Origin of the sequence: Okeania sp. KiyG1 (assembly GCF_014132355.1) — a bacterium.
Classification (GTDB): domain Bacteria; phylum Cyanobacteriota; class Cyanobacteriia; order Cyanobacteriales; family Microcoleaceae; genus Okeania.
Genome location: NZ_BLZO01000188.1, coordinates 1 through 19,284, shown reverse-complemented (window position 1 = coordinate 19,284; position 19,284 = coordinate 1). Strand labels below are relative to the sequence as shown.

The 19,284-nt window shown below is 37.6% G+C and carries 16 protein-coding genes; 3 read left to right on the top strand and 13 right to left on the bottom strand.

Annotation, left to right across the window (positions count from 1 at the left end; genetic code table 11):
- Positions 1–26 precede the first annotated feature (26 nt).
- Positions 27–752, bottom strand: a complete 726-nt coding sequence (locus SAGCYANO_RS42175) for a hypothetical protein (RefSeq protein ID WP_237397231.1) — start codon at positions 750–752, stop codon at positions 27–29.
- A 342-nt stretch (positions 753–1,094) separates the two neighbouring features.
- Between SAGCYANO_RS42175 and SAGCYANO_RS42170 the strand changes: the two genes are divergently transcribed.
- A complete protein-coding gene (locus SAGCYANO_RS42170; protein WP_202225464.1) occupies positions 1,095–1,409 on the top strand; it encodes a hypothetical protein in 315 nt (104 codons plus the stop codon).
- A 14-nt stretch (positions 1,410–1,423) separates the two neighbouring features.
- Complete coding sequence (locus SAGCYANO_RS42165; RefSeq protein ID WP_202225463.1) at positions 1,424–1,624, top strand: hypothetical protein; 201 nt, start codon at positions 1,424–1,426, stop codon at positions 1,622–1,624.
- Positions 1,625–2,105: 481 nt separating this feature from the next.
- Here the strand turns inward: SAGCYANO_RS42165 and SAGCYANO_RS42160 are convergent, their stop codons facing one another.
- The 3 genes from SAGCYANO_RS42160 to SAGCYANO_RS42155 all read right to left on the bottom strand — a co-directional run bounded on the left by SAGCYANO_RS42160 (position 2,106) and on the right by SAGCYANO_RS42155 (position 4,350).
- Positions 2,106–3,020, bottom strand: a complete 915-nt coding sequence (locus SAGCYANO_RS42160) for a hypothetical protein (protein ID WP_202225462.1) — start codon at positions 3,018–3,020, stop codon at positions 2,106–2,108.
- A 433-nt stretch (positions 3,021–3,453) separates the two neighbouring features.
- Positions 3,454–3,609, bottom strand: coding sequence for a DUF4351 domain-containing protein (locus tag SAGCYANO_RS51205; protein ID WP_375340103.1), 156 nt, complete (start codon positions 3,607–3,609; stop codon positions 3,454–3,456).
- Positions 3,610–3,666: 57 nt separating this feature from the next.
- Positions 3,667–4,350, bottom strand: coding sequence for an Rpn family recombination-promoting nuclease/putative transposase (locus SAGCYANO_RS42155; RefSeq protein WP_375340102.1), 684 nt, complete (start codon positions 4,348–4,350; stop codon positions 3,667–3,669).
- A 499-nt stretch (positions 4,351–4,849) separates the two neighbouring features.
- On the opposite strand from SAGCYANO_RS42155, the gene SAGCYANO_RS42150 reads away from it, so the two are divergent.
- A complete protein-coding gene (locus tag SAGCYANO_RS42150; RefSeq protein WP_202225461.1) occupies positions 4,850–5,428 on the top strand; it encodes a hypothetical protein in 579 nt (192 codons plus the stop codon).
- Positions 5,429–5,501: 73 nt separating this feature from the next.
- On the opposite strand, the gene SAGCYANO_RS42145 is transcribed toward SAGCYANO_RS42150, so the two are convergent.
- The 9 genes from SAGCYANO_RS42145 to SAGCYANO_RS42105 form a co-directional block, all read right to left on the bottom strand.
- Positions 5,502–9,494 (bottom strand): bifunctional DNA primase/polymerase, encoded by a 3,993-nt coding sequence (locus SAGCYANO_RS42145; protein ID WP_202225460.1) that lies wholly within the window; start codon positions 9,492–9,494, stop codon positions 5,502–5,504.
- A gap of 181 nt (positions 9,495–9,675) precedes the next feature.
- Positions 9,676–11,220: a DEAD/DEAH box helicase gene (locus SAGCYANO_RS42140; protein ID WP_255502487.1), complete on the bottom strand. Its 1,545-nt coding sequence runs from the start codon at positions 11,218–11,220 to the stop codon at positions 9,676–9,678.
- Positions 11,221–11,786: 566 nt separating this feature from the next.
- Positions 11,787–12,512 (bottom strand): hypothetical protein, encoded by a 726-nt coding sequence (locus tag SAGCYANO_RS42135; protein WP_202225459.1) that lies wholly within the window; start codon positions 12,510–12,512, stop codon positions 11,787–11,789.
- A gap of 46 nt (positions 12,513–12,558) precedes the next feature.
- Complete coding sequence (locus tag SAGCYANO_RS42130; protein ID WP_255502901.1) at positions 12,559–12,900, bottom strand: four helix bundle protein; 342 nt, start codon at positions 12,898–12,900, stop codon at positions 12,559–12,561.
- A gap of 66 nt (positions 12,901–12,966) precedes the next feature.
- The gene (locus SAGCYANO_RS42125) at positions 12,967–15,906 is read right to left on the bottom strand and encodes a hypothetical protein (RefSeq protein ID WP_202219496.1); all 2,940 of its coding nucleotides are present in this window, start codon (positions 15,904–15,906) and stop codon (positions 12,967–12,969) included.
- A gap of 272 nt (positions 15,907–16,178) precedes the next feature.
- A complete protein-coding gene (locus SAGCYANO_RS42120; protein ID WP_202219497.1) occupies positions 16,179–17,594 on the bottom strand; it encodes a DNA N-6-adenine-methyltransferase in 1,416 nt (471 codons plus the stop codon).
- Positions 17,595–17,881: 287 nt separating this feature from the next.
- Complete coding sequence (locus SAGCYANO_RS42115) at positions 17,882–18,151, bottom strand: hypothetical protein (RefSeq protein WP_202219498.1); 270 nt, start codon at positions 18,149–18,151, stop codon at positions 17,882–17,884.
- A 304-nt stretch (positions 18,152–18,455) separates the two neighbouring features.
- Complete coding sequence (locus SAGCYANO_RS42110; protein WP_202219499.1) at positions 18,456–18,863, bottom strand: helix-turn-helix transcriptional regulator; 408 nt, start codon at positions 18,861–18,863, stop codon at positions 18,456–18,458.
- 100 nt (positions 18,864–18,963) lie between these two features.
- On the bottom strand, positions 18,964–19,263 hold the full coding sequence (locus tag SAGCYANO_RS42105; RefSeq protein WP_202219500.1) for a hypothetical protein: 300 nt from the start codon (positions 19,261–19,263) through the stop codon (positions 18,964–18,966).
- Positions 19,264–19,284 lie beyond the last annotated feature (21 nt).

The window sequence follows — 19,284 nt, the reverse complement described above, 5'->3', positions numbered from 1 at the left end:
GTGATTTGCCCTAGTTAACTTCTTATTTAATTTCTCATTATCAAATTTTTCTTTAATCGTGAGACACGATCGCCTTTACCTTTTCTATTTCTATGAATACTTATTACAGGACATTTACAAACCGCTATAAATTGCCACAATCCTGATAGTTTAAACTCATTAACCTTTAAATCTAAATGAGGAGTATCATTGGCTGCAATTATTGTAAAACCTAGTTTGGGGGGAGTATTTTTGTTAGGAAAATGTGTGAGGTAAGGATAAACAGTCAAATACCTATCTTTGTCAGGATTGTAGTCTAGCCTGAGAAACTCTTTTACCTTGGGGCTATTATAAATTAATCCATAAGTTTTTCCTTCTGAAATCAGATTGTAGTAAGCATCATTATCCTCATATCGCCTGACTATTTTGCCATATAAAATTCCTATACCTTGGAAAGCATAATCTTGTTTTGGTGGTAGGCTTTCTTCTTCTTTATTTTCTAATTTCTCTTCTTCTTTCACTTCTGAAGTAGCTACTTTTTGAGATTCAGATTTAGGCTTTGATTCTGTCTGTTTTTTAGTTTCAGTTTTTGACTGCTGAATTGATTGAAATGTTGTGTCTTTATCTGAAGGTTTATCTACTTTAAAATCCTCAGCTTTAGTCGGATTTAATTTAGATTTTTCTGACTCTAATTGCTTAGTTAAATTATCAATAATATCTTGGAAAGTTTTCTTTTGTACTTCATTTTGTGCAGCATTAAGGAGCTGCTGCATTTTTCTAAATTTTTTCTAGGTCTGGAATAGACACCATACTCAAGCTCTCCTTTTTTGATTTTTCCTCGCATTATCAAACTCGAACAAAAGCTAGGATAAACTACCGCTAATTGATTTCCATCAAAAGGCAAAAAAGTATTTTCGATATTTCTGGAAATATATCTAAAGTAATTTGCTGCTCTTTAATACAATCATCAAATAATTTATGGCCAGCTTTGACTCCACCTTGATTAGTTCTTAGATTTTTTGTTATACTATTTATATAGTATAACTATAACAATTCCTATTAAAAATATCAGGTTTTGTGGAGAGCGTTCGCAATACATTTAGGAGGATTTTTGTATGGGTGAAGCAAAACGTAGAAAAGCATTAGACAAAAATTATGGCAAAATCCCTAAACAGCAATTAATAACCGATGCAGACTATAAATTTTCAAAAAAGTCTATACAAACTTTGAGACTTGAACATATTAATAAGTTGTGGCAACAAAACAGTTCTATAAAAAGAGATGCACTAACAAGCTTAAACACTTTAAAAACAAAACGCCCATACAAGATAAATAACAATTATATATCTTGGGATGAACTAGCAAATATAATTGTCTATTACACTACTATTGGTGCAGGTCGTATGAATTATTTAAGTATCAAAAAATAGCCGATCCTGTTTTTATGAATAACAGTCATGCACATAATTCATGGTGCTTGACTAAAGCAGCGCCAATTTATTATGTAGATAATAAATTGATGGCCCGCTATCAAAATCAACCATTAACAAAAGAAGTGAAATTATTTCAAAATCAACAAATCCCCGTTGAAAAATTTATATTATTGTTTGAAAAAATCATGCTTTATCTACTGGATATGGAATAGGTTACGCAGATTACTGTGTTGTAAATTGTTTTTTAAGAGGGTACGAAAATACTTCTCGCGAATATTTTAAAAAACAGGGAGAATATGTTCTACGTATTAGTGGTATTAATGAGGACTGGGAAGATCAAAATGATTATGATATTATGATTCAAATTGCTTTTTTTGATACAATTGGTCAGAATTGGTGTTCGTGCATCAAATATCGAAATTATGTACTTGATGAAAGACATGAATTAGTAAGCCTTACTAATTCAGATCGAGAGTTAATATTTAAAATAAATAACCTTGTATGTCATAGTTTGAACATCATCAATAACCAAGCTATACCAACAAAAATTGATTCCGGACGAGGGTCATTAGAGCCGATACTACTACCAGTTTAAAGTTTTAGTAGAGTTATTAGAGTTGCAACAAAAACATCTCGAAATTGGTATCAGAAATGATCAATTAGCGTTAATTTTGTCGCCAAGAGTTAGATAAATCAACCAAACCCTACGTCTGATAAACTGTGACGTTGCTTATATATGCCAAGCTCATCAATCCAAGATATTTCCAGGAACATCTTGCAGAAATTAACGGCAGCTAAAATCTGGAGTTCTTCCAATAATTTAAGGACAGAATCCTTATAATCTGCATCATAGGATATATAGAGTTGATTTTTTTCATACTCAAGGGAACATATCTCCTCATTAAATACCCTTACCAATAAATCTAGGTTTAAAATTGCATTGGTACGAGCAATGCAAATAGTAATTAACTTATTCAGAAGGTTTTTGTCTAACCTGGTAATAGCGTATTGAATAGCTTCTTTTGCCACTTTGACAATAAAAACATTAACTACTGAGGTCAAGCCCTTTTGATACAGTTCAAAAAGATTCGGGTTGTCATTTACAAAGCTCTCAGAGTCAATGATGTTATCTACCAATAAATTCAATCTCAACTGGTTTTCTTTCAAGTTACTTTTGACCACAGTAGCTATTGACACATGAGCCGGAGTTGACCATATTGCTTTGTTGTGATTTTCAAATTCTTGTCTGCTAGTGCCTGCTTCTTGAAGACAGTGATTAAGAACTATGTAAAACAATTTTTCCTGGTAGAATTTAACCCGCTGTTTTCGCGCCACACTATTTTTCCTTTGAATTGATTTATAGCTATATCTCCCTACCCTAGCCTCACAACGTGAGGCAGATAATTCAGGCACTTCTTTAAAATGCTTCCAGGTATTAGGTATTTGAGCAGTTTTACCTGATTTGTAATTTCGTTCATGTTCCCTGCTCAAGAATACCTCATGGCCACACTCTGGGCATCTGCAAAGCAATTCTTTATAAGTGTTGTGATCTGCTTTGTCAGCAGGTATTAATTCACCTGCTAGTAAAATTGATTCTGCATACTTCATAATCGCTTCCTATCTACTATTAATATATTTAACAGGGGCTTTGTTGCATGAAAGGAGCGATCGCGACAACTCCCCTGAGTGGAGTGAACTAGATTTCAAGTTTGTAGCTTTTGGGTTTACCTATTTGAATAATACGGTTACACATGGCACATTGTACGAACAATACTAAAGCCTAACTAAGTAGCAGGTTTATATTATAATGATAGCATATTAGTTAGTTGGCATTCCCATATGACACCAAATTCAAATTATGGTGCTGGTATAAATGTCAACAATCTGATAAATATTAGACTTGTCGCTAAATAGAGGAAAAAAATCGCTCCAACCTAGACAGAGCAATCATTCCCTGGCATTTTAGTAGCAAATGATTACAACCCTTATAGAACAAGGCTTTTGGGGATTTTTTAAGTTATAAAGCGACAAGTCTATTGATTTAGGAGCGTTCCTGCAACCAACTCAACAAATCTTCCAAATTATTGAAGTCTAAAAAATCTTCCCCTAAATTATCCAAATCTGCAACTGATAAATCCTCAATTTGACTACTTATTGCCTCTGGAATTTCTCCAAAACGCTTTTTTAATTGACGTATTATTAATTGCGCTCTCCCTTTTTGTTGGCCTTTTTGTTCCCCTCTTTGCTCCCCTTGTTATTCCGCATAAGTTATCCGTCCTCTCTCATCTTGCATTGCTATTGCTCGACGCTCAACTATGTCTAACTCCTCCGCTGTCATGTTAATTTTATTAGCAATATTTAAAGCTTTTTCTATTTCCGAAACTTCTCTTAAATTATCCGGTATCTCATCTAAGCGGCTAGCACCTTTGAGAAAATAAATCCACTTATCACTTAAACTATGTAACTCAGACAAATCTTTCTTAAACTTGGGCAATTCTACAAAAAATAGTTGTAACTCTTTTTCCAAAAATTTAATTTTTTTAGTCTCTTGTTGAAAAACAAACTTATTAATTACATCCTCATTATTTTCAAACAAAATAAAATCCGTAATTGTTACTGCTATAGCTGGATTAAGTAAGAGATAATCTTCTCCTGTTTCTAATTGATTTGCATAAGCTTTAGCTAGGTTATAAGCTACTCGTTTATTAAAACCAGCCATTCTAGCAACCTGCATTTCAATCACTACAACAGAACCATCAACTAAAACAGCTTTTACATCTAAATATGTATCTTTCAAACTGAGCAATTGACCAGGATTAAAAGGATTAACAATTGTCAAAGACTGAATATTTTTTTTCCCCCCATAAATTATGGCATTGAGAAAGCTAATTAAGATATCTTGACTTTGTTGTGAACCGAAGATTTTTTTTAAAAGCATAATCTATCTTAGGACTTACAAATTTCATAGTGTTTATATCCTCAATTAATAATTAACAATGTAAAATAGTGATGTACGGATTTTATATTGACTGCCATCTTTATTTGTCTGCTTTCGACTATAATTATAACATTTTTAAGTGGTATATGTTACAATTTTTTAGAGACAACTTTAGGAGAAAATGTCCGACAATATCAATTAGCTAATTAACAATTAATAGTCTACTGTATCTGGATATATCTACTACTAAATTATCAATTAAAAATATAAATAGTTAATATCAATATGAAGTATACTTAGATTTACGAATGGTGCCATCCATGTCTAGAATGGTAAAGACATCTTCACTTTTATTTGATTAGTTCTTAGATTTTTTGTTATACTATATAAATAGTCTAAAATAGAACAATTCCTATTTTTGATAGGATGGATGGTACTATTAATAGCTAGTTAAACCTAATGGCCTGTGCGGTCACATTATATTTTGGAGGTAAATAATATGGGAAAAAAAGTAATAAATCGAGACGTTTATTATACTCGGAAACAATTAAAAGAATTAGGGATGAGTTCAGATGAAGTCTTAAACTGGATTGGTGACTACGATGCCAAAGATAAATGCACTTTCTTATATTTAAAAAAACGCTGCGATAAAATTTTAGCCTCAGATAACTGGAAAGCTTGGAGTACAGGAAAAGGATATGTATATTTTACTTCTAAAAAAGGTAATGAAGCAGCTTTAATCATGAAAGCTCCCAAGTCCTATGAAGCTACAGCATATAAGAAAAATGGGAAATGGTATCCTAGAGTCAGGCATCGTTCTTTTCCTGGTGCTAAAGGATGTTCTACACTGGATGAGTGCAGAAAAATTGTAGAAGACAGACCCTATAAAACTTATGAAGAGTGGAAATTATGGAACTCAGGATACTCTAAATTAGGCATTAAATATGCCCAGATATTAGACCAAATTGAAGAAAACCAAATGAATGAAGTTGTAGGTGATGAATCAGAACACGTCATCTCTACAAAAAAACCCACTCGTATGCGCCACTACAATGAACCCGCTTGGTATAGCGATTAACGATTAAGAGCATAGCTCCGCCCTGCCTACTTCCAAAGTAGGTTAATTTGTTAATTTTTGCTATAAAATCTAGTCACCCAGAAGCAAAATCTGGTGGTGGCCCCAATATATCCTCAAACAACTGCCTCAAATCCCCAGGAAGTTGCCCCACCAACCCCATAATAAAATCAAAAACTGTATCAATATCCAACAACTTGAACAAATCAGCTCCAAAATCCTCCCTAGCTATGTCCACCACCTCAATCAAATCTGACGGTAGTTCATCACCATTTATCAAGTCAGATACCAACGCTGGAAAATAAGTCTCAGCTATCCACCTAACTTCATCAGATAACCCATCCATGGGATTATCAGAATTATTCCACTTCCTTAAAAATAGATTATTAAGGGAGTGGAATAATTTAATTGTCTCCTTATACCCCCCTTCAGGAGACAACTTCTTAAAAATCTTACTCACCCAACTTTGACTACATCCCATCTCCTTAGCTATTTTCTCCTGGGTTACTTTTTGACCAAAACGTAGTAACTTCATACCCAGTTCAATGGCCATCTTAGTGTCAAGGTCTCGTCGGGTTGCAGCTTCGGGACATAAATCATAAGCCATCATTTTATTGATTTGGCATCCGGGAAATTTATCTTTTAGCTGCCAAATCAAATGTTCCGAATAATCCCCCAGTAGATGAACTTCCTTCTGTTTGTGAGGCTGTAAATGCGCTCTGAGACGACCGACTAACTGTAATTTTTCACTGACCACAGAATGCTGGATATACTCCTTAAACTCCTCAGTAGGGTTAGCAGGATTAGCATACTTACCAGTCAAAGTTCTAAAGGAAGCCGCCTTAGCACCTAGATTTGCCGTAGGGTTGCCTATAGCGATGATTACGTCATAGTCCTGGAGTATATTAGTTCCTCGGTTATCTCGCCACCAATAACCAAAATAATCAATCCCTTGTATATCTTTATAATTAGAGAGTTGCCCCTGAAAATCAATCAAAGCTATTTTCGCCTTTTTACCAAGCTGTGCTGTAAGAGATATGGAATCCGCTATAATTTTTTCTACACCTTTGATTAATCGTTTTGGTAGCGAAGCTTCACTCAATCCCTTTTCTCTCTGTTCCTTACTATCCCGTTGTGCTCCACAACTACCGAAACCACCTACTAATTTAATAACTAAATTAGTAGCAGCAGGTGTAGCGACTTTATATTCCAGGATATCCTCAGAATCAACACCTATACGCATAGCTATATCTTCAGGTCGTGCTGTTGCGTCCTTATAGATAATACTCTGAGCATTGAAAAGACTCCGCTTTACATGGTTATCTGACTGAGTTATATAAAACCCATAGCTTTTAGCTTGGATATATCCCCTACTTCCAGTCAGAACATTTAGTAGTGGAGTAACAAAGTTTAATTTACACTTTTCATCAATCCGTTTTCGTTGGATTTCCCAAGGCAAATTATCATCCTCAATCAAATTTTCTAAGTTTGGTTTATATACTTCTTTGAGGATTTGAACTACATCTTCAACAGTAGGACTTACATTGACAACCCTAATATCCTTATTTCCAAATACCCGAACTTCTCCCCAAATATTTGTATCAGTTTTAGTTAAAAATTCAACAGCAGATAAATTCCACAAAGCACGATTAATTAATTTTTCTATCCATGAACCTTTAATACTTTTTAATTGAAGTACATCACTGGAATTAGAATTGCCTGATTTAGCTTCTAAAAAAAGCGTTTTTTCTTGCTCTGTAATTAGACCATGACTACAATAAAGATCGGCTAACTTCTCAAACATTAAATTAATAAACTCATTATGATTCAATCCATTTTTCTTAATGTTGGGAGTGGAATCTATAAATACCATCATTTCCTTCATTATTTGGATTAAAGGAGAGAGAGCGCGGAAGATAGCATTGCCATAATGCAGGCCATCTACTTGATGCTTTATGAGGTTAGTTCCTAATTCATAGAAAGCTTCATTTAATGATTCACTACCTACAAATATGTCCTTTGTTGATTTAAGAATCTTGGCAGCTTCATCTACTACTGCAATATCTGTTTCAGATAGTGTAGAGAGCTGTTGAGGATGAGAACGGATAAATGGTGCGTATTGTTTAGTTTTCCAGCGCCCAACCAGCAGTGGACAAACTACTTTACCGTCCTCATTCAACAACTTGGGACATCCTTGGCATCCAGCAGAAGCTTTACCGCCGAATAGAGTCCGATTTTTAAATTCGGGGAAATATCTAAATATAGCTTCTCTGATGCAAGATGCTTCTATAGTAGGCTCTTCCTTACCTTTAGGTCGGCGGATATGAGGGTATCCCAAAGGCGTTTGCTTGGTAGTATCTTCAACTAAACCACTATGACGAGATGGCAAAACAACCGAATTACTCTCAATGCTTTCTGTAGTGGGGTTACGCGGGTCGTCACAAATATAGTAGAGAGTAGGGTCGTCTTCAGATTTTTTTTGTGTATGGGGATTGATTCCCAAATAAGGTGGTAAATTACCTGTGTCATGGCTTTTGCCAGTACCAGTACCACTAGAGTCAAACAAATTTTTGATACCGCGTTTGACCATAAGAGCTTCAAAAATATTCCTCATCCCTGGAGGAACTACATAAGCTGGACTACCTTGATTTTTCCAATCTTCAAAGTCTGTTGGTACATTCCAGTTATTAGGATCATCTCCTAATCTAATTTGAATTTTACCTAATAGTAAAGGCGGTTCCCATTTAACTATTGCTGTAGTAGTTTCTGCTAAATGTTTTGCTTCTGCAACATTCGCTTGACGAATACGTTGTTTTTCTTTGGGGTGTAGCTCTGGCGCGGGTGGTAGTTTGCCATTCCGACGGAAATACTTATAAGCAGGTCTGGCTACCTTATCTTTAAGATCTTGAGCCAGATTACTGACTGTATCTTTTAGTAGACGTGGGAACTTGTGTTTGAAGTTGTATTCAGTTTCAGGTATTAATTTAGACTGACTTTGTTTCTGCGGTGGTTTCCACTCCGGCAGTTCTACGCCAGCATCGTCAGCCAACTCTTCAACTATCTCCACAAAATCCTTGCCTGTAGGTGTGCCATGCTCACCTTTCAAAAACCAACGATATTGAACAGGATGACCGCCTTCCTGACAACCATGACAATACCAGGAATTGTCTTTTGTATTTACTTGAAATGCCGTACCGCTAGACCCGTTGTGTTGTGGACAGTAACCAACTAATTTATTGGGCCCATGCTTTTTAAATTGATGCTCGCTCCAATTATATATATCTTCTGTATTTAGCCTGGGGAGGATGTCCAGCTCTAGGATATCGGCTAAGGAGTCAGCAGTGCTGAGAGTAGGTAAGGCTTGTCTTTCTAGTTTACGTTGCTCTAAGTACCGCGCGCGTTCTGCCTTTTTCACCTCAGCTTCAGTGGTGGCCTTAGCTTCCTTGTCGGCTAGTTCTAGGAGTACATCTAGGATAGGTTGTGGGGCAATCGCTACTTCTGTATCTGCTGGGGAATTTACCCAGCTATATCTACCAGTTGTTGGATGGTAGGAGGGCGGCAGAACGGACTGGCAATAATTATAACGAAATTCTAAAAGTTCGTCTGTGTCAGTTTTTAAGCCCTTCCACTCTCGGACTACAGCTCGGGTAAAGTTGGCTAATTTTTCCCTATACTCCGGCGGGATTTGAAATGCTATTTGATACCGTCCTGGTTTTCCTGATGTCCAACTTACAGATTTAGGTAAATCTGGACAAATAGCCTTGAGAATAGGTTCGGCACTAGCGCCATCTACATCTATGGCCAGCAGTCCATCGGATATCTCACCTAGTCTTACCCCATATCCAGAATCAAAAGCTGTATATGGTTTACCTTTTTTACTGACTAAATCTTGCCCTTGGGTTATGGCAGTAGTGATCGCTTCCCTACTAACTGGCTCTTCATGTTGCCAGTTACTTCTATAGGGGCGTTTTTCTCTTACTGGTGTTAATGCCAAGTTAGGAGGGATAATTCCTAAACCTTCTGCTATTTCTGAGGCTCTGGGGTGGCGATTAAATATTTTCCAATCCATTTTACACTTCCTCCTGTAAAGAAGTTTTGACAGCGGAGATTAGGGTAGTAGTTGCAGAATTTTGATGTTTGTGCAATAATTTGTTCATAAGTTTTTTCATTTTTGTTTGTTTTCTCTACGGGGGTGTTAGTCCCGTAGTTTTTTTTCTTTTCAAGCCTTATCTTCACACGCGATAGCGTAGCTAAACATAGTTATCGCGGAGCGGAACGGATGTTTGATCGCCAAAAATCATCTTCATGTGGTGTTCAACCCAACCTATGCACTGACCGTCGGCTTTCATCAGGCGGAGTAAATATTTTTGATACGCAACTTTGTCAGCCACAGTAGGTTGCGAACCAAATATGGCACCGTGCATCCATTTGTAGGGAGGCCAGTATCCATAATGAATTTGGTATTGTTTATCTGCCCAATTAGATTTTAGTCCTCGATGGTAAGCTTCTGTGAGCAGTTCATGGTAATGGCGATATTGCTTGACCTTATCTGCCGTGCAGCGTAATAGTTTGAACTCTTGAGTAGGTAAAAGTTTAGGTAATGGTGCTGCTGGATATTGATAGCCACAACAGCTACACACCTTGTCGAAATTGCGATTTATGGCGTTACAACTCGGACAAATTTTTGTGGGAGCTACACCAGTGGGGGTGTTGTCGGATTTCCCCAGGGTAAATATTGTGGTATCCTCAATGAAACCAAATCGTGCGATTATCCCTGCTTGGTCTAGAATTAAGAAGTCATGTTTACCCTTAAAGCGTCTTGCTGCACGGCCTATCTGTTGCCATGCCTTAGCCTTAGATTTAGTGGGACGACATAATAAAACGCAAGAAATGGCAGGGACATCAAAACCTTCTCCCAATGCCTCACAACTTGCTAAGACTTTGATGAGTCCTGATTGTAATTGTGAATAAATTACTTCTCGCATTTTTGTGGGCATGGTGCCGTCTACACTTGCTGCGGGGATGCCAGCTTGATTGAAGGCAGTGGCGATCGCTTTTGCGTGTGCTACATTTACAGCAAAGCCAATGGTTAATCTACCGTTGGCTAATCGCTTCCATTCGGAGACTAGAGTTTCGACGACCTTTGGCACATTGCAACGTACTACTAACTCAGAGTTATCATAATCACCTGCTACAGTCCGCACTCCTTTGAGGTCAGCACCATCAACACTGTAGTAAATTGGGGGTGTCAAGTATCCTTTGAGGATAAGTTCGCCTGGAGTTGGAGCTGCAATGAGGGTATCGAATAGGTCTGACATTGCTTCTCGTTTTGAAAGTCTCCAGGGAGTAGCGGTGAGACCTATAAAGGTGGTATTGCCAAATTCACCTTGGTAATTTTCTAATTGTCTCTTTACTACTTTGTTCCAGGCGGTTTGATGTGCTTCATCTATTAATACAATGTCAGGAGCAAACCAATTGATTTTCCTTCGACTGAGAGTTTGTGCGCTGGCTATCTGAACTTTGGCAGAGCGAGTTTCTTTGTAGCCTCCAGCAATGACTCCACATTCAATGCCGAAGTTAGCAAATTTATTTAGTGTTTGCTTGATAAGCACATCACGATGAACGATGAACAATATAGTTTTACCACTGGAATATTCTTGATGTATGAAGGAAGCAGCAATTATAGTTTTCCCTGCTCCAGTAGGGGCGACAATTAATATTCGGCGGTGGTTGTGCTTGATGAACTTGTATAGATCGTCAATAACTTGGAGCTGGTAATCTCTGAGTTGGGGAATTTGTGATGATGCTATAATGAGGTTTAGAGATAATTGTTGATCTTCTTCCAGGTTTTTGAGTATGCTGCTGTAACAATGAGGGTTGCAGCAGTTTTGTTTGAGATGCTACTGATGGTAAATTCATAAGTTTTCAGTGATTAAAAAATTTTCAGAAGTGATGGGTTGTTGTATTAAGATGTATAATGGTGAAAGTCTATGTGGGTGGGGAGTTGTCGCCTTTGATTATTTCTAAAATTTGGCGATGTGGTAGTTTGGCAGCGATCGCACTACTAGCTGCTCTTACCTTTTGATCGGACATCCGACTGAGGAGACTACTGCTTTGCCCTTTTTGTACAAAGGTTTACCGTTTTTCCCTTTCTTATGCCAGCAGTAGTTCCAATACCAGTGTTTAGGATTGTATTGAGAACGTTGACCTTCTTTGACACGGGGATATTCAACAACTCCAGTCTTTGTTTCGATTAATTTTGTGTATTTATGAAGCCATCCACTGCCCCCAACTGGTTTGTTGGGAGATTTTTCTATAGAGTACTCAGTAGAAACCCTAGAGTCTTTGTTTGGTAAAGTTTTCAGAAGTTGAGCTTTTTCACAATTAATTGGACTATCAGATAATTGGCCAACAGATGTGGATTTGTTGTTTTTCTACTGCCCCCAACTGGTTTGTTGGGAGATTTTTCTATAGAGTACTCAGTAGAAACCCTAGAGTCTTTGTTTGGTAAAGTTTTCAGAAGTTGAGCTTTTTCACAATTAATTGGACTATCAGATAATTGGCCAACAGATGTGGATTTGTTGTTTTTTCTACTGCCCCCAACTGGTTTGTTGGGAGATTTTTCTATAGAGTACTCAGTAGAAACCCTAGAGTCCTGATTAAGTCTGGTTTGTAGAGTTTCAGATTTTTTTTGTTTTGGTAGGCCATCTTGAATTAGGCCAGGGATTGTTGATTGATTGAGGCATTCACTGTTTTCTGCTGGTTTGGACTGTGACAGTTCCCTAGAGTCCTCTGTGGAACCGCTACAATCCTGATGGTGGGTGACTCGTAGGTTTTGAGAAATTGCCTCTGGTTTCGTAGTTACACTTTCACTGGATTCCTGGCCATTGTTAAGCAAGCTTGAAAGTTCCTCTAGAGTAAGACTAAAGGGATGGGTTGTTATATGGCCTTCGGGTAGATGCTCGTCACCGGAAAAGGTGTTATAAGATTTGGTAACGCTATCACTCATACATTGTTGTGATTCTGTTTCTGTCGTGTTGTCGGAATTGTTGTTGACGTTGGTATTGTTAATAAAATGTGGATTCATTTGACTTTGGCACTCCTGTTAATAATTAACAATTAGTAATTAACAATTAATAATTATTTTTTGTTGTTGATTTGATGATTGCGATTAAGATTTTTATGACTTCAATACAGTCTTGATTAATTGATTTAAAACCTTTTTTATTAATGTAATCAGCTTGATGTAATAGCTCTAACCAATATTGCGTTTCGTTAGCTTCTTTGATGGCAATCCGCAGTTGATGCACAAAGTCAGCACGGCTTTCCGCATATTCAGATTCACGCACTAAAGCACCAATTGCTGTACCACTCCGAAGTATTTGTTTTGATAAAACATACTCTTTTTTATCCTGGTTTAGATATTGTGATAACTTAACTATTCGTAGTGCAAATTTGAAAGATTTGTTTTGGATTACATTATTTTTTCCATGATTTTTAATTCCTAATTATTAATTATTAATTGTTAATTATTAATTGTTTTAGAAAGGTATTAAGTCTTCTTGTGTTGCCGTCTGTTCAGCATTTTGGGAAATAAAGTCTTGCCAACACGCTGTCGCTGCTTTTTCGATGGTGTCGTAGTATGGTCCGAAAACGTTGGGACTGACGTACCATTTGCCAAATCCTGCTTTGTTTTTGCTTTTATTGCAAAGGTTGATTTTCCCGCATTTCTGCGTTCCGTTCCAAACTATGTAAGTCTCACTACGGTTAAACATTGATGTGTCTTTGAGCCAATGTAGTCTTTCAGGATGTTCTTCTGTATTGGTCTGTGACTGTTCTGTGGTTGTGGATGTGTTCAACTCATCAGAAGTTTGACTATCAGTAATATCTAAGTAGGCAGCATTATTTAATAAGTCTTGCCAAGTGATAGTATCATTGTTTTTGTGGCTGTCTTTAATTGTTTGCTCCAAAACGCTATGGTCAATATAATTATTGATATTAACCTCTTTACCTGTTTCTAAGTCATAACAGACTCGATCTATATCAATACCATATAGTTCTTTCATTTTGTCGTTCAACTTGACAGTAGGGAAAAGTGTGGAAGTATTATCATCAAAGGTTTTCATTGAACAGGGATAGAGGTTTTCAGACCCACGGTAAAACCAAAGTACGTTTCCAGAGCGAGAGGTACGGATGCTCTCTAACCCATCAAATACAGCAGTCATTTGGTCGAGCAGGTCTAATGGTAATGGTGAGTTTTCACCTATTTGCTCTGCGTTATTTTCAGGCTTTTCCTTATTAGGGATAAAATCAAACCGAATTACCCATGCTATTTGTTGGTCGTTACCATCAAAGAATTTGTTGATGAATTCTGCGCGTGATAGTTCTGGAAAACCTTCTGCTGCTAAGTCAGAAGTGGGTATATCGGCTAATTTTTCTTGGTAAGGTTGATGGGTGAGTTTGATGTAACCAACTTGCTTACCACCAACTCGATAGCTTTTCGTTAGTGCAGGGTAGAGAAACTCTCCCGGTCTGGCATTCCAGTCATTAAGGAAGCGTTTGGCGTAGCTATCTTTCCACATCCTCCGCGTGACTGTTTTTTGTTCTGATAGTAGCTGTGGTAGGGTTAAACCGAAGCTGATACTTTTGCCATTTACTTGATAGTTTAATTCCTCTACTGGAGGCTTTTTTGTCATTTTTTGCTCACTGCTAGATTCCTGTTCAGAGGTTTGAAGATCAGAGCGTTCGGTTGTTGGTGTGATGACGACTGGTTTGAGGTGATAGAACTTATAGGGGATATTAAGATTTACTAAAAATGCTTCTAGGTCGAAGTTATATTTAGCCAGTTCACCAATTAATTTTTGTTCTATTTCTAGTTCGTTTTCCTCGTTGTGGTGGATGCTACCTACTTTTGTACCGTAATGCCATGCAGTGAGGTCTACCTCATCATGGCTTACCGTAAAACCTTCGAGCTTTTCGAGTTTTACTTTGATGGCATCCATCCAGGTCAGGTCTTCCCAGATTAGGTCTTCGTTGTCATCAGGAAAGCTAGAAGCAGTAGTATTTTCAACGACTTCTGAGTTTTCTTTGTTGGTATTAGTGTTGTTAACAGTAGTTGCTGCTATCAGACCGCCAAATTTCAGTGCAGCAAAGTTTTCTGCTGTGGGTTCATCGCTTAATGCTTCAGTGTGAAGGCTGTCATTTTTAGCTGTCTGTTGAGCTGCAATATAACGGAGCAAACCAATGTTTACTTGTTCTGGCACATTATCCCCGTGGTCTAAGGAGTTCAGCCATTGAATAGTGGCTACTTGTCCATTGACTAACTGTAGTACTCCTTGTAGTCCGCGTCCCTCTTTCCAAGTGGGAGCGACGACGCATCCAGGGATAAAGATGGCTGGATTACTTTTGCCAATATGCTCGAATGGGTCTAGTTCAAAGCAATTATCAAGTGATGCGAATTCTATCGATTCAATTAAACCTTTGATGTCGATTCCGTAGGAGATTTTGAGGTTTGCTATTAAGCCTTCTTCTGCTACTAATTTATTTGGATTTAGTTCGACAGAACCTAGTCTGTATTTCTGTTGATAGAAGGTTAATTTGTTGTTGTTTTTTTGAATGTTTAAGTCGGTTTGGTATGATTGGATTGCTGAAAATAATGTGTCTAATTCTTCTTTTGTTGATTCAATTGTCTGACTGCCATTATTGTTAGGGTTTTTGGGAGAGGGAGTCGGAGTAATGGAGCCTCCATTATTAGTGTCATTATCATCAGTTTGTTCGGGGTCCTTTTCAAATATTTTTTGATGTTTATGGCGTATAGTTTCTGTCAATTCGTTCCAGGGTGGAGTTGATTCTACAAGTTTATTGAGTAGATTATTGGCAGTTTCCAAGTCTTGTTCATTCCAGGTTTCTTTAATTAGTAATTCTTTGATGGGTTCCGAAGTGATGATGTAATTTTCTATTTCAATTGATTGTTCACCTTTGATAATATCAATGGTTAGTTGATTGAGTAGAAATGAATATTGTTCTAATAGATTATTAATCAACTCTTCGTCTGGTTTGATTTCTAAATCATTAACTTTGACGGAGCCTAAGTAATTTTCTAACCATTCTTTACCGTTGTAAGCTTTAAATATTTCTCCTTGACGGATGACGATGAAATTCAAATGATTAGAGAGGCAGTGGAGTGCATTTTGGAGAGTGTCTAGATGGTTCAATTCTTGTTCTAAACTACTTACTCCTGTTAGATAATCACGATAATTACCTAGCTTTTGTTTTTCGATGTCTTCGATTAAAGTACCTATGTCGATGCTGTACAAGTCTTCGAGTAGGTGGTATTCGCGTTCTGGAATTTCTAACGTATCATTGCTTTTGAGAAAGATTGTGCCTAATTGATTTTCTCCCGACAGGATATGAGCTGTGTTTGAGTTTTCTTCCCTAGTTATTTTAAGTAAGTCCGTGTCGTAACTGTTAATGGTGTCCATCAACAATTCAAGGTTGTCAATGATAGGGCAGTCAAACCACCAAGTTGCTCTTTCGATCGCTTCTTCTATCGTCTTGACATCGTTGATAAATCGGGTTTCGTGGGAGACTAGGAAGGGGAAGGTTTTCCCATGTTCTGTGTGAGAAATATCAGTTACTTTTACCCAATTACTACTGTTTTGTGTGTCTGATGAGTAGATAAATATTTGATTATTATCTATGGTTTTTATTACCCAATTTTCTAATAGTAATGGTGTGATTCTTTCTGTGAGTGTTAATGTTTTTCTACTTCTTTGGGGTCAACTTCAACTTCAACCTGTGTAGATTCGTTTTTTGTTGGTAACTTTACTTCTCCAAACTGAGAAAATACTTGTCTAAATTTCTCTATATTTTCTCCCCAATAGACTAGACAATGTGACTGACGTGCGGGTAGTTTTGGTTGGTAATTAACGTCTAGGAATTTAATCCTTCCTTTCCAAAAACAGATGGGTTGATTCCACAGTGGTTTAAACCATTTAGTATCTGTTGATGCTGGCAAGAGAGCGATCGCTTCTGTGACGTTACTGTCATTAACTTCTGAAATCAGTTTCTCTATCCATTTACCAGGACAGCTATAGGGTGGGTTGATGAATACTTTCCCAAACCATACACAAGCAAGTCCATCTTCTCTTATGGTTTTGTGGTATTTTGCTGGTATGTGTTTTCCGTCGTCAGAACAGGGGTCTAGGTCTATTTTTCCTAACACAAGTTCTACTAATTCAACAATCTCTGGTGGTGTGTACCAACAGTCTGAGGATTTTGGTTTAGCTGTTTCTATTTTTGAAGAATTGGATATTGGTGGCTCTTTTTTTACTAAACCTGTTAAGATTTCAGCAAACTCATGAACATCTCCCGAATAGTAAACTTTTTCATACCCAGGACGAAAATACCAATAACTACCGTCGTTATAGCCTACTTCAATACTTTCTTGATTTGGGATATAAGAAGTGCCCAACTTACCTACAGTACAGCTTGAATGACTTTTGACAAACTTACCTCCTACTTTTTCTGGCACATTGTACAATCTCTGTAGAATGGCTTCTACTGCATCGGGTTTACCTGCTTTGAATTCTTCCCAGATAGCCTCCGCAAATAGTTTAGTAGAGTTATCTGGTTGAATCCAGTTTCCTGAGTTGGTTTTTTGTTTAAACTTGATTTCATGCTCATCTTTGATATCGTCCGGAATTATCCGGAAATACCTTTTAAAAGAACCTTTTTTTACTTCTCCGGTACTGCTGTTGTACCAAGTGACAGTAGGAACCGTAGCTACATCTACTATCTCAGCAGTGTCTATTTGGGTATTTTCTGCTGCCTTAAGCTGAGGAGTTATGCTATCTTTTGATTTCTGCTCCGCTAAAACTATATCCGTTTTTATACCTTTCAATATTTCAGCAAAGGCAAGAAGGTCGCCAGAACAGTAAACTTTGTTGCGACCAGGACGGATATACCAAAAGTTACCGTCGTTATGACCTACCTCGATATCTTCATTCTCGATCTGAAAAACGCCAAAAGTTTCATTTAGATGGAAAGTGCCGGAAGTACCTAAATTACATAAAGAAGCAGTAAACTTACCTCCTACTTCCTCTGCTGCTTCGTACAATTTCTGTCGAAAATTTTCAGCAGGTTTTCCTAGTTTGAATTCTTTCTCCACCCTATCTATTAAGGGTTGAGTAGTGGGATTGATATCTTTACTCCACCTCTTGGCGGATTCAGATTTTTTGAGACCTACTTGATGTTGATTTTGTTTGTTGTTCCAAAGTACCCGAAAATACCTTCGTTCGTTCCCTGCACTTACTTCTCCACTGATGGAGTTGTACCAAGTTACATCAACATCTTTTGATGCGTTCTCTGTTGCAGGCAGTTCTGTCTGATTGTCTAGACTATTATCATCTAGACAATTACTACTTTCGGTATATTTTGAGGGTTTTGTGTCCGAGACTACATTTTTTGTTCGTCTTTTCGATAATCGCCATCAACTATTTCAATTACTCGCAGTGTTGGTGACGGTAATGTTGGTAAGATTAATCCGAGTTGCTCGGCAACATCGGCTCGATATACGGGATACTTTTCGAGTATTGGAGCCAACTCTCCTGTTAATGCGGAAATTTTTGTATCCGCATTACTCATGTCTTCTAGACGTTCTTGTTCTTGCTGTAGCTGGACTTGAAGAATTCTCACCAGCTCTTGTTGGCTTTGTAGATGTATCATAATGAATTTTATTGATATCGTTTACAGAATTTCCTGGTTGCAGACAGTGGGAATTCCGTGTACATCAGAGAGTGGTGGGTTGCGGGGGTTAATTGAAAATCTTGTATATACGATTCGCGATCTGAAATAACACAACTGCAGCTATATACAGTATAGTTTGGTATTTTTTGAACGATCGATCGCAGTTCAAGATTTTTAACATGAATGCAATATTACTATGATGCAACGGAAGTACGGATGGAGTGATGCTCGGCTCAAGTGCAACTAACTGCACTTGATTACACGGGGGAGCGATCACTACATCCTATCCGGTTAGTACAACCCACTTTTGATTCAGTTGATGGGCCAATCGGCGTACTTTTCGAGATGGTTTGTTCTGGCCATTAATCCAGTGGCCAATAGCTCGAACCGAAACTCCTAGAGCTTCAGCTAATGTAAAACGGGAAATATTAAATTTTGTTAGCAGTTGTAGTGGGTCCAATTCTGCTGTTTCGATTTTTGGAGGGAACGGCAGTGGCCACTTATTTAAAATCTGTAAAAGTTCCCAGGCTAGTCGTTGAATAGTCCGGCTTGGGTTTGTTGCGCCACACATCCATCTCGATACGGCAGATGGATTGACTCCCAGGGCTTTTGCTAGTTGCGTTTGGGATAGCCACTGGAATTGCAAAAGTAGGGAGGCTGGATTTATATCCTCGAAATGTGCTATATTCATGGTTCAAGAATTTTTTAATTATCTTTTTTGGCTATAGGGAAGCTTGTAACTTCCTTGTAGTTTTTATTTAGCTTAAAAGTAACCAGGTATTACTATTAAGTCAAGTACCATCAACAAAGTGTTTTTTGAATAACTGACGGAATTCGTTGATGATGTTGGCCTGTTTTAGCATGACCTTGACATAGTCTGGATGCCCTTTGAAATCAGCTCCCCAGTTTTTTATAGATTGCTCGGTAAAACCTGTGACTTTTGCTAACTCTTCGATACAGCGAGCTTTGTATCCTCGCTGTTCTGGTAAAGTGTTGTAAAGTACAGGGACCCATATTTGACAATACTCTTCAGGACTCATGCCAGTTTTAATATATGAATTATTTTCTACATGGCATTTTGTTATAGGCATTGTCTAGGGTGAATTTGAACT

What these genes read in the sequence shown, in the direction of transcription:
- SAGCYANO_RS42175 (WP_237397231.1), bottom strand. Translation starts at nt 752, where the DNA reads ATGCAGCAGCTCCTTAATGCTGCACAAAATGAAGTACAAAAGAAAACT.
- SAGCYANO_RS42170 (WP_202225464.1), top strand. Translation starts at nt 1,095, where the DNA reads ATGGGTGAAGCAAAACGTAGAAAAGCATTAGACAAAAATTATGGCAAA.
- SAGCYANO_RS42165 (WP_202225463.1), top strand. Translation starts at nt 1,424, where the DNA reads ATGAATAACAGTCATGCACATAATTCATGGTGCTTGACTAAAGCAGCG.
- SAGCYANO_RS42160 (WP_202225462.1), bottom strand. Translation starts at nt 3,020, where the DNA reads ATGAAGTATGCAGAATCAATTTTACTAGCAGGTGAATTAATACCTGCT.
- SAGCYANO_RS42155 (WP_375340102.1), bottom strand. Translation starts at nt 4,350, where the DNA reads ATGCTTTTAAAAAAAATCTTCGGTTCACAACAAAGTCAAGATATCTTA.
- SAGCYANO_RS42150 (WP_202225461.1), top strand. Translation starts at nt 4,850, where the DNA reads ATGGGAAAAAAAGTAATAAATCGAGACGTTTATTATACTCGGAAACAA.
- SAGCYANO_RS42145 (WP_202225460.1), bottom strand. Translation starts at nt 9,494, where the DNA reads ATGGATTGGAAAATATTTAATCGCCACCCCAGAGCCTCAGAAATAGCA.
- SAGCYANO_RS42135 (WP_202225459.1), bottom strand. Translation starts at nt 12,512, where the DNA reads ATGAATCCACATTTTATTAACAATACCAACGTCAACAACAATTCCGAC.
- SAGCYANO_RS42125 (WP_202219496.1), bottom strand. Translation starts at nt 15,906, where the DNA reads ATGGACACCATTAACAGTTACGACACGGACTTACTTAAAATAACTAGG.
- SAGCYANO_RS42115 (WP_202219498.1), bottom strand. Translation starts at nt 18,151, where the DNA reads ATGATACATCTACAAAGCCAACAAGAGCTGGTGAGAATTCTTCAAGTC.
- SAGCYANO_RS42110 (WP_202219499.1), bottom strand. Translation starts at nt 18,863, where the DNA reads ATGAATATAGCACATTTCGAGGATATAAATCCAGCCTCCCTACTTTTG.
- SAGCYANO_RS42105 (WP_202219500.1), bottom strand. Translation starts at nt 19,263, where the DNA reads ATGCCTATAACAAAATGCCATGTAGAAAATAATTCATATATTAAAACT.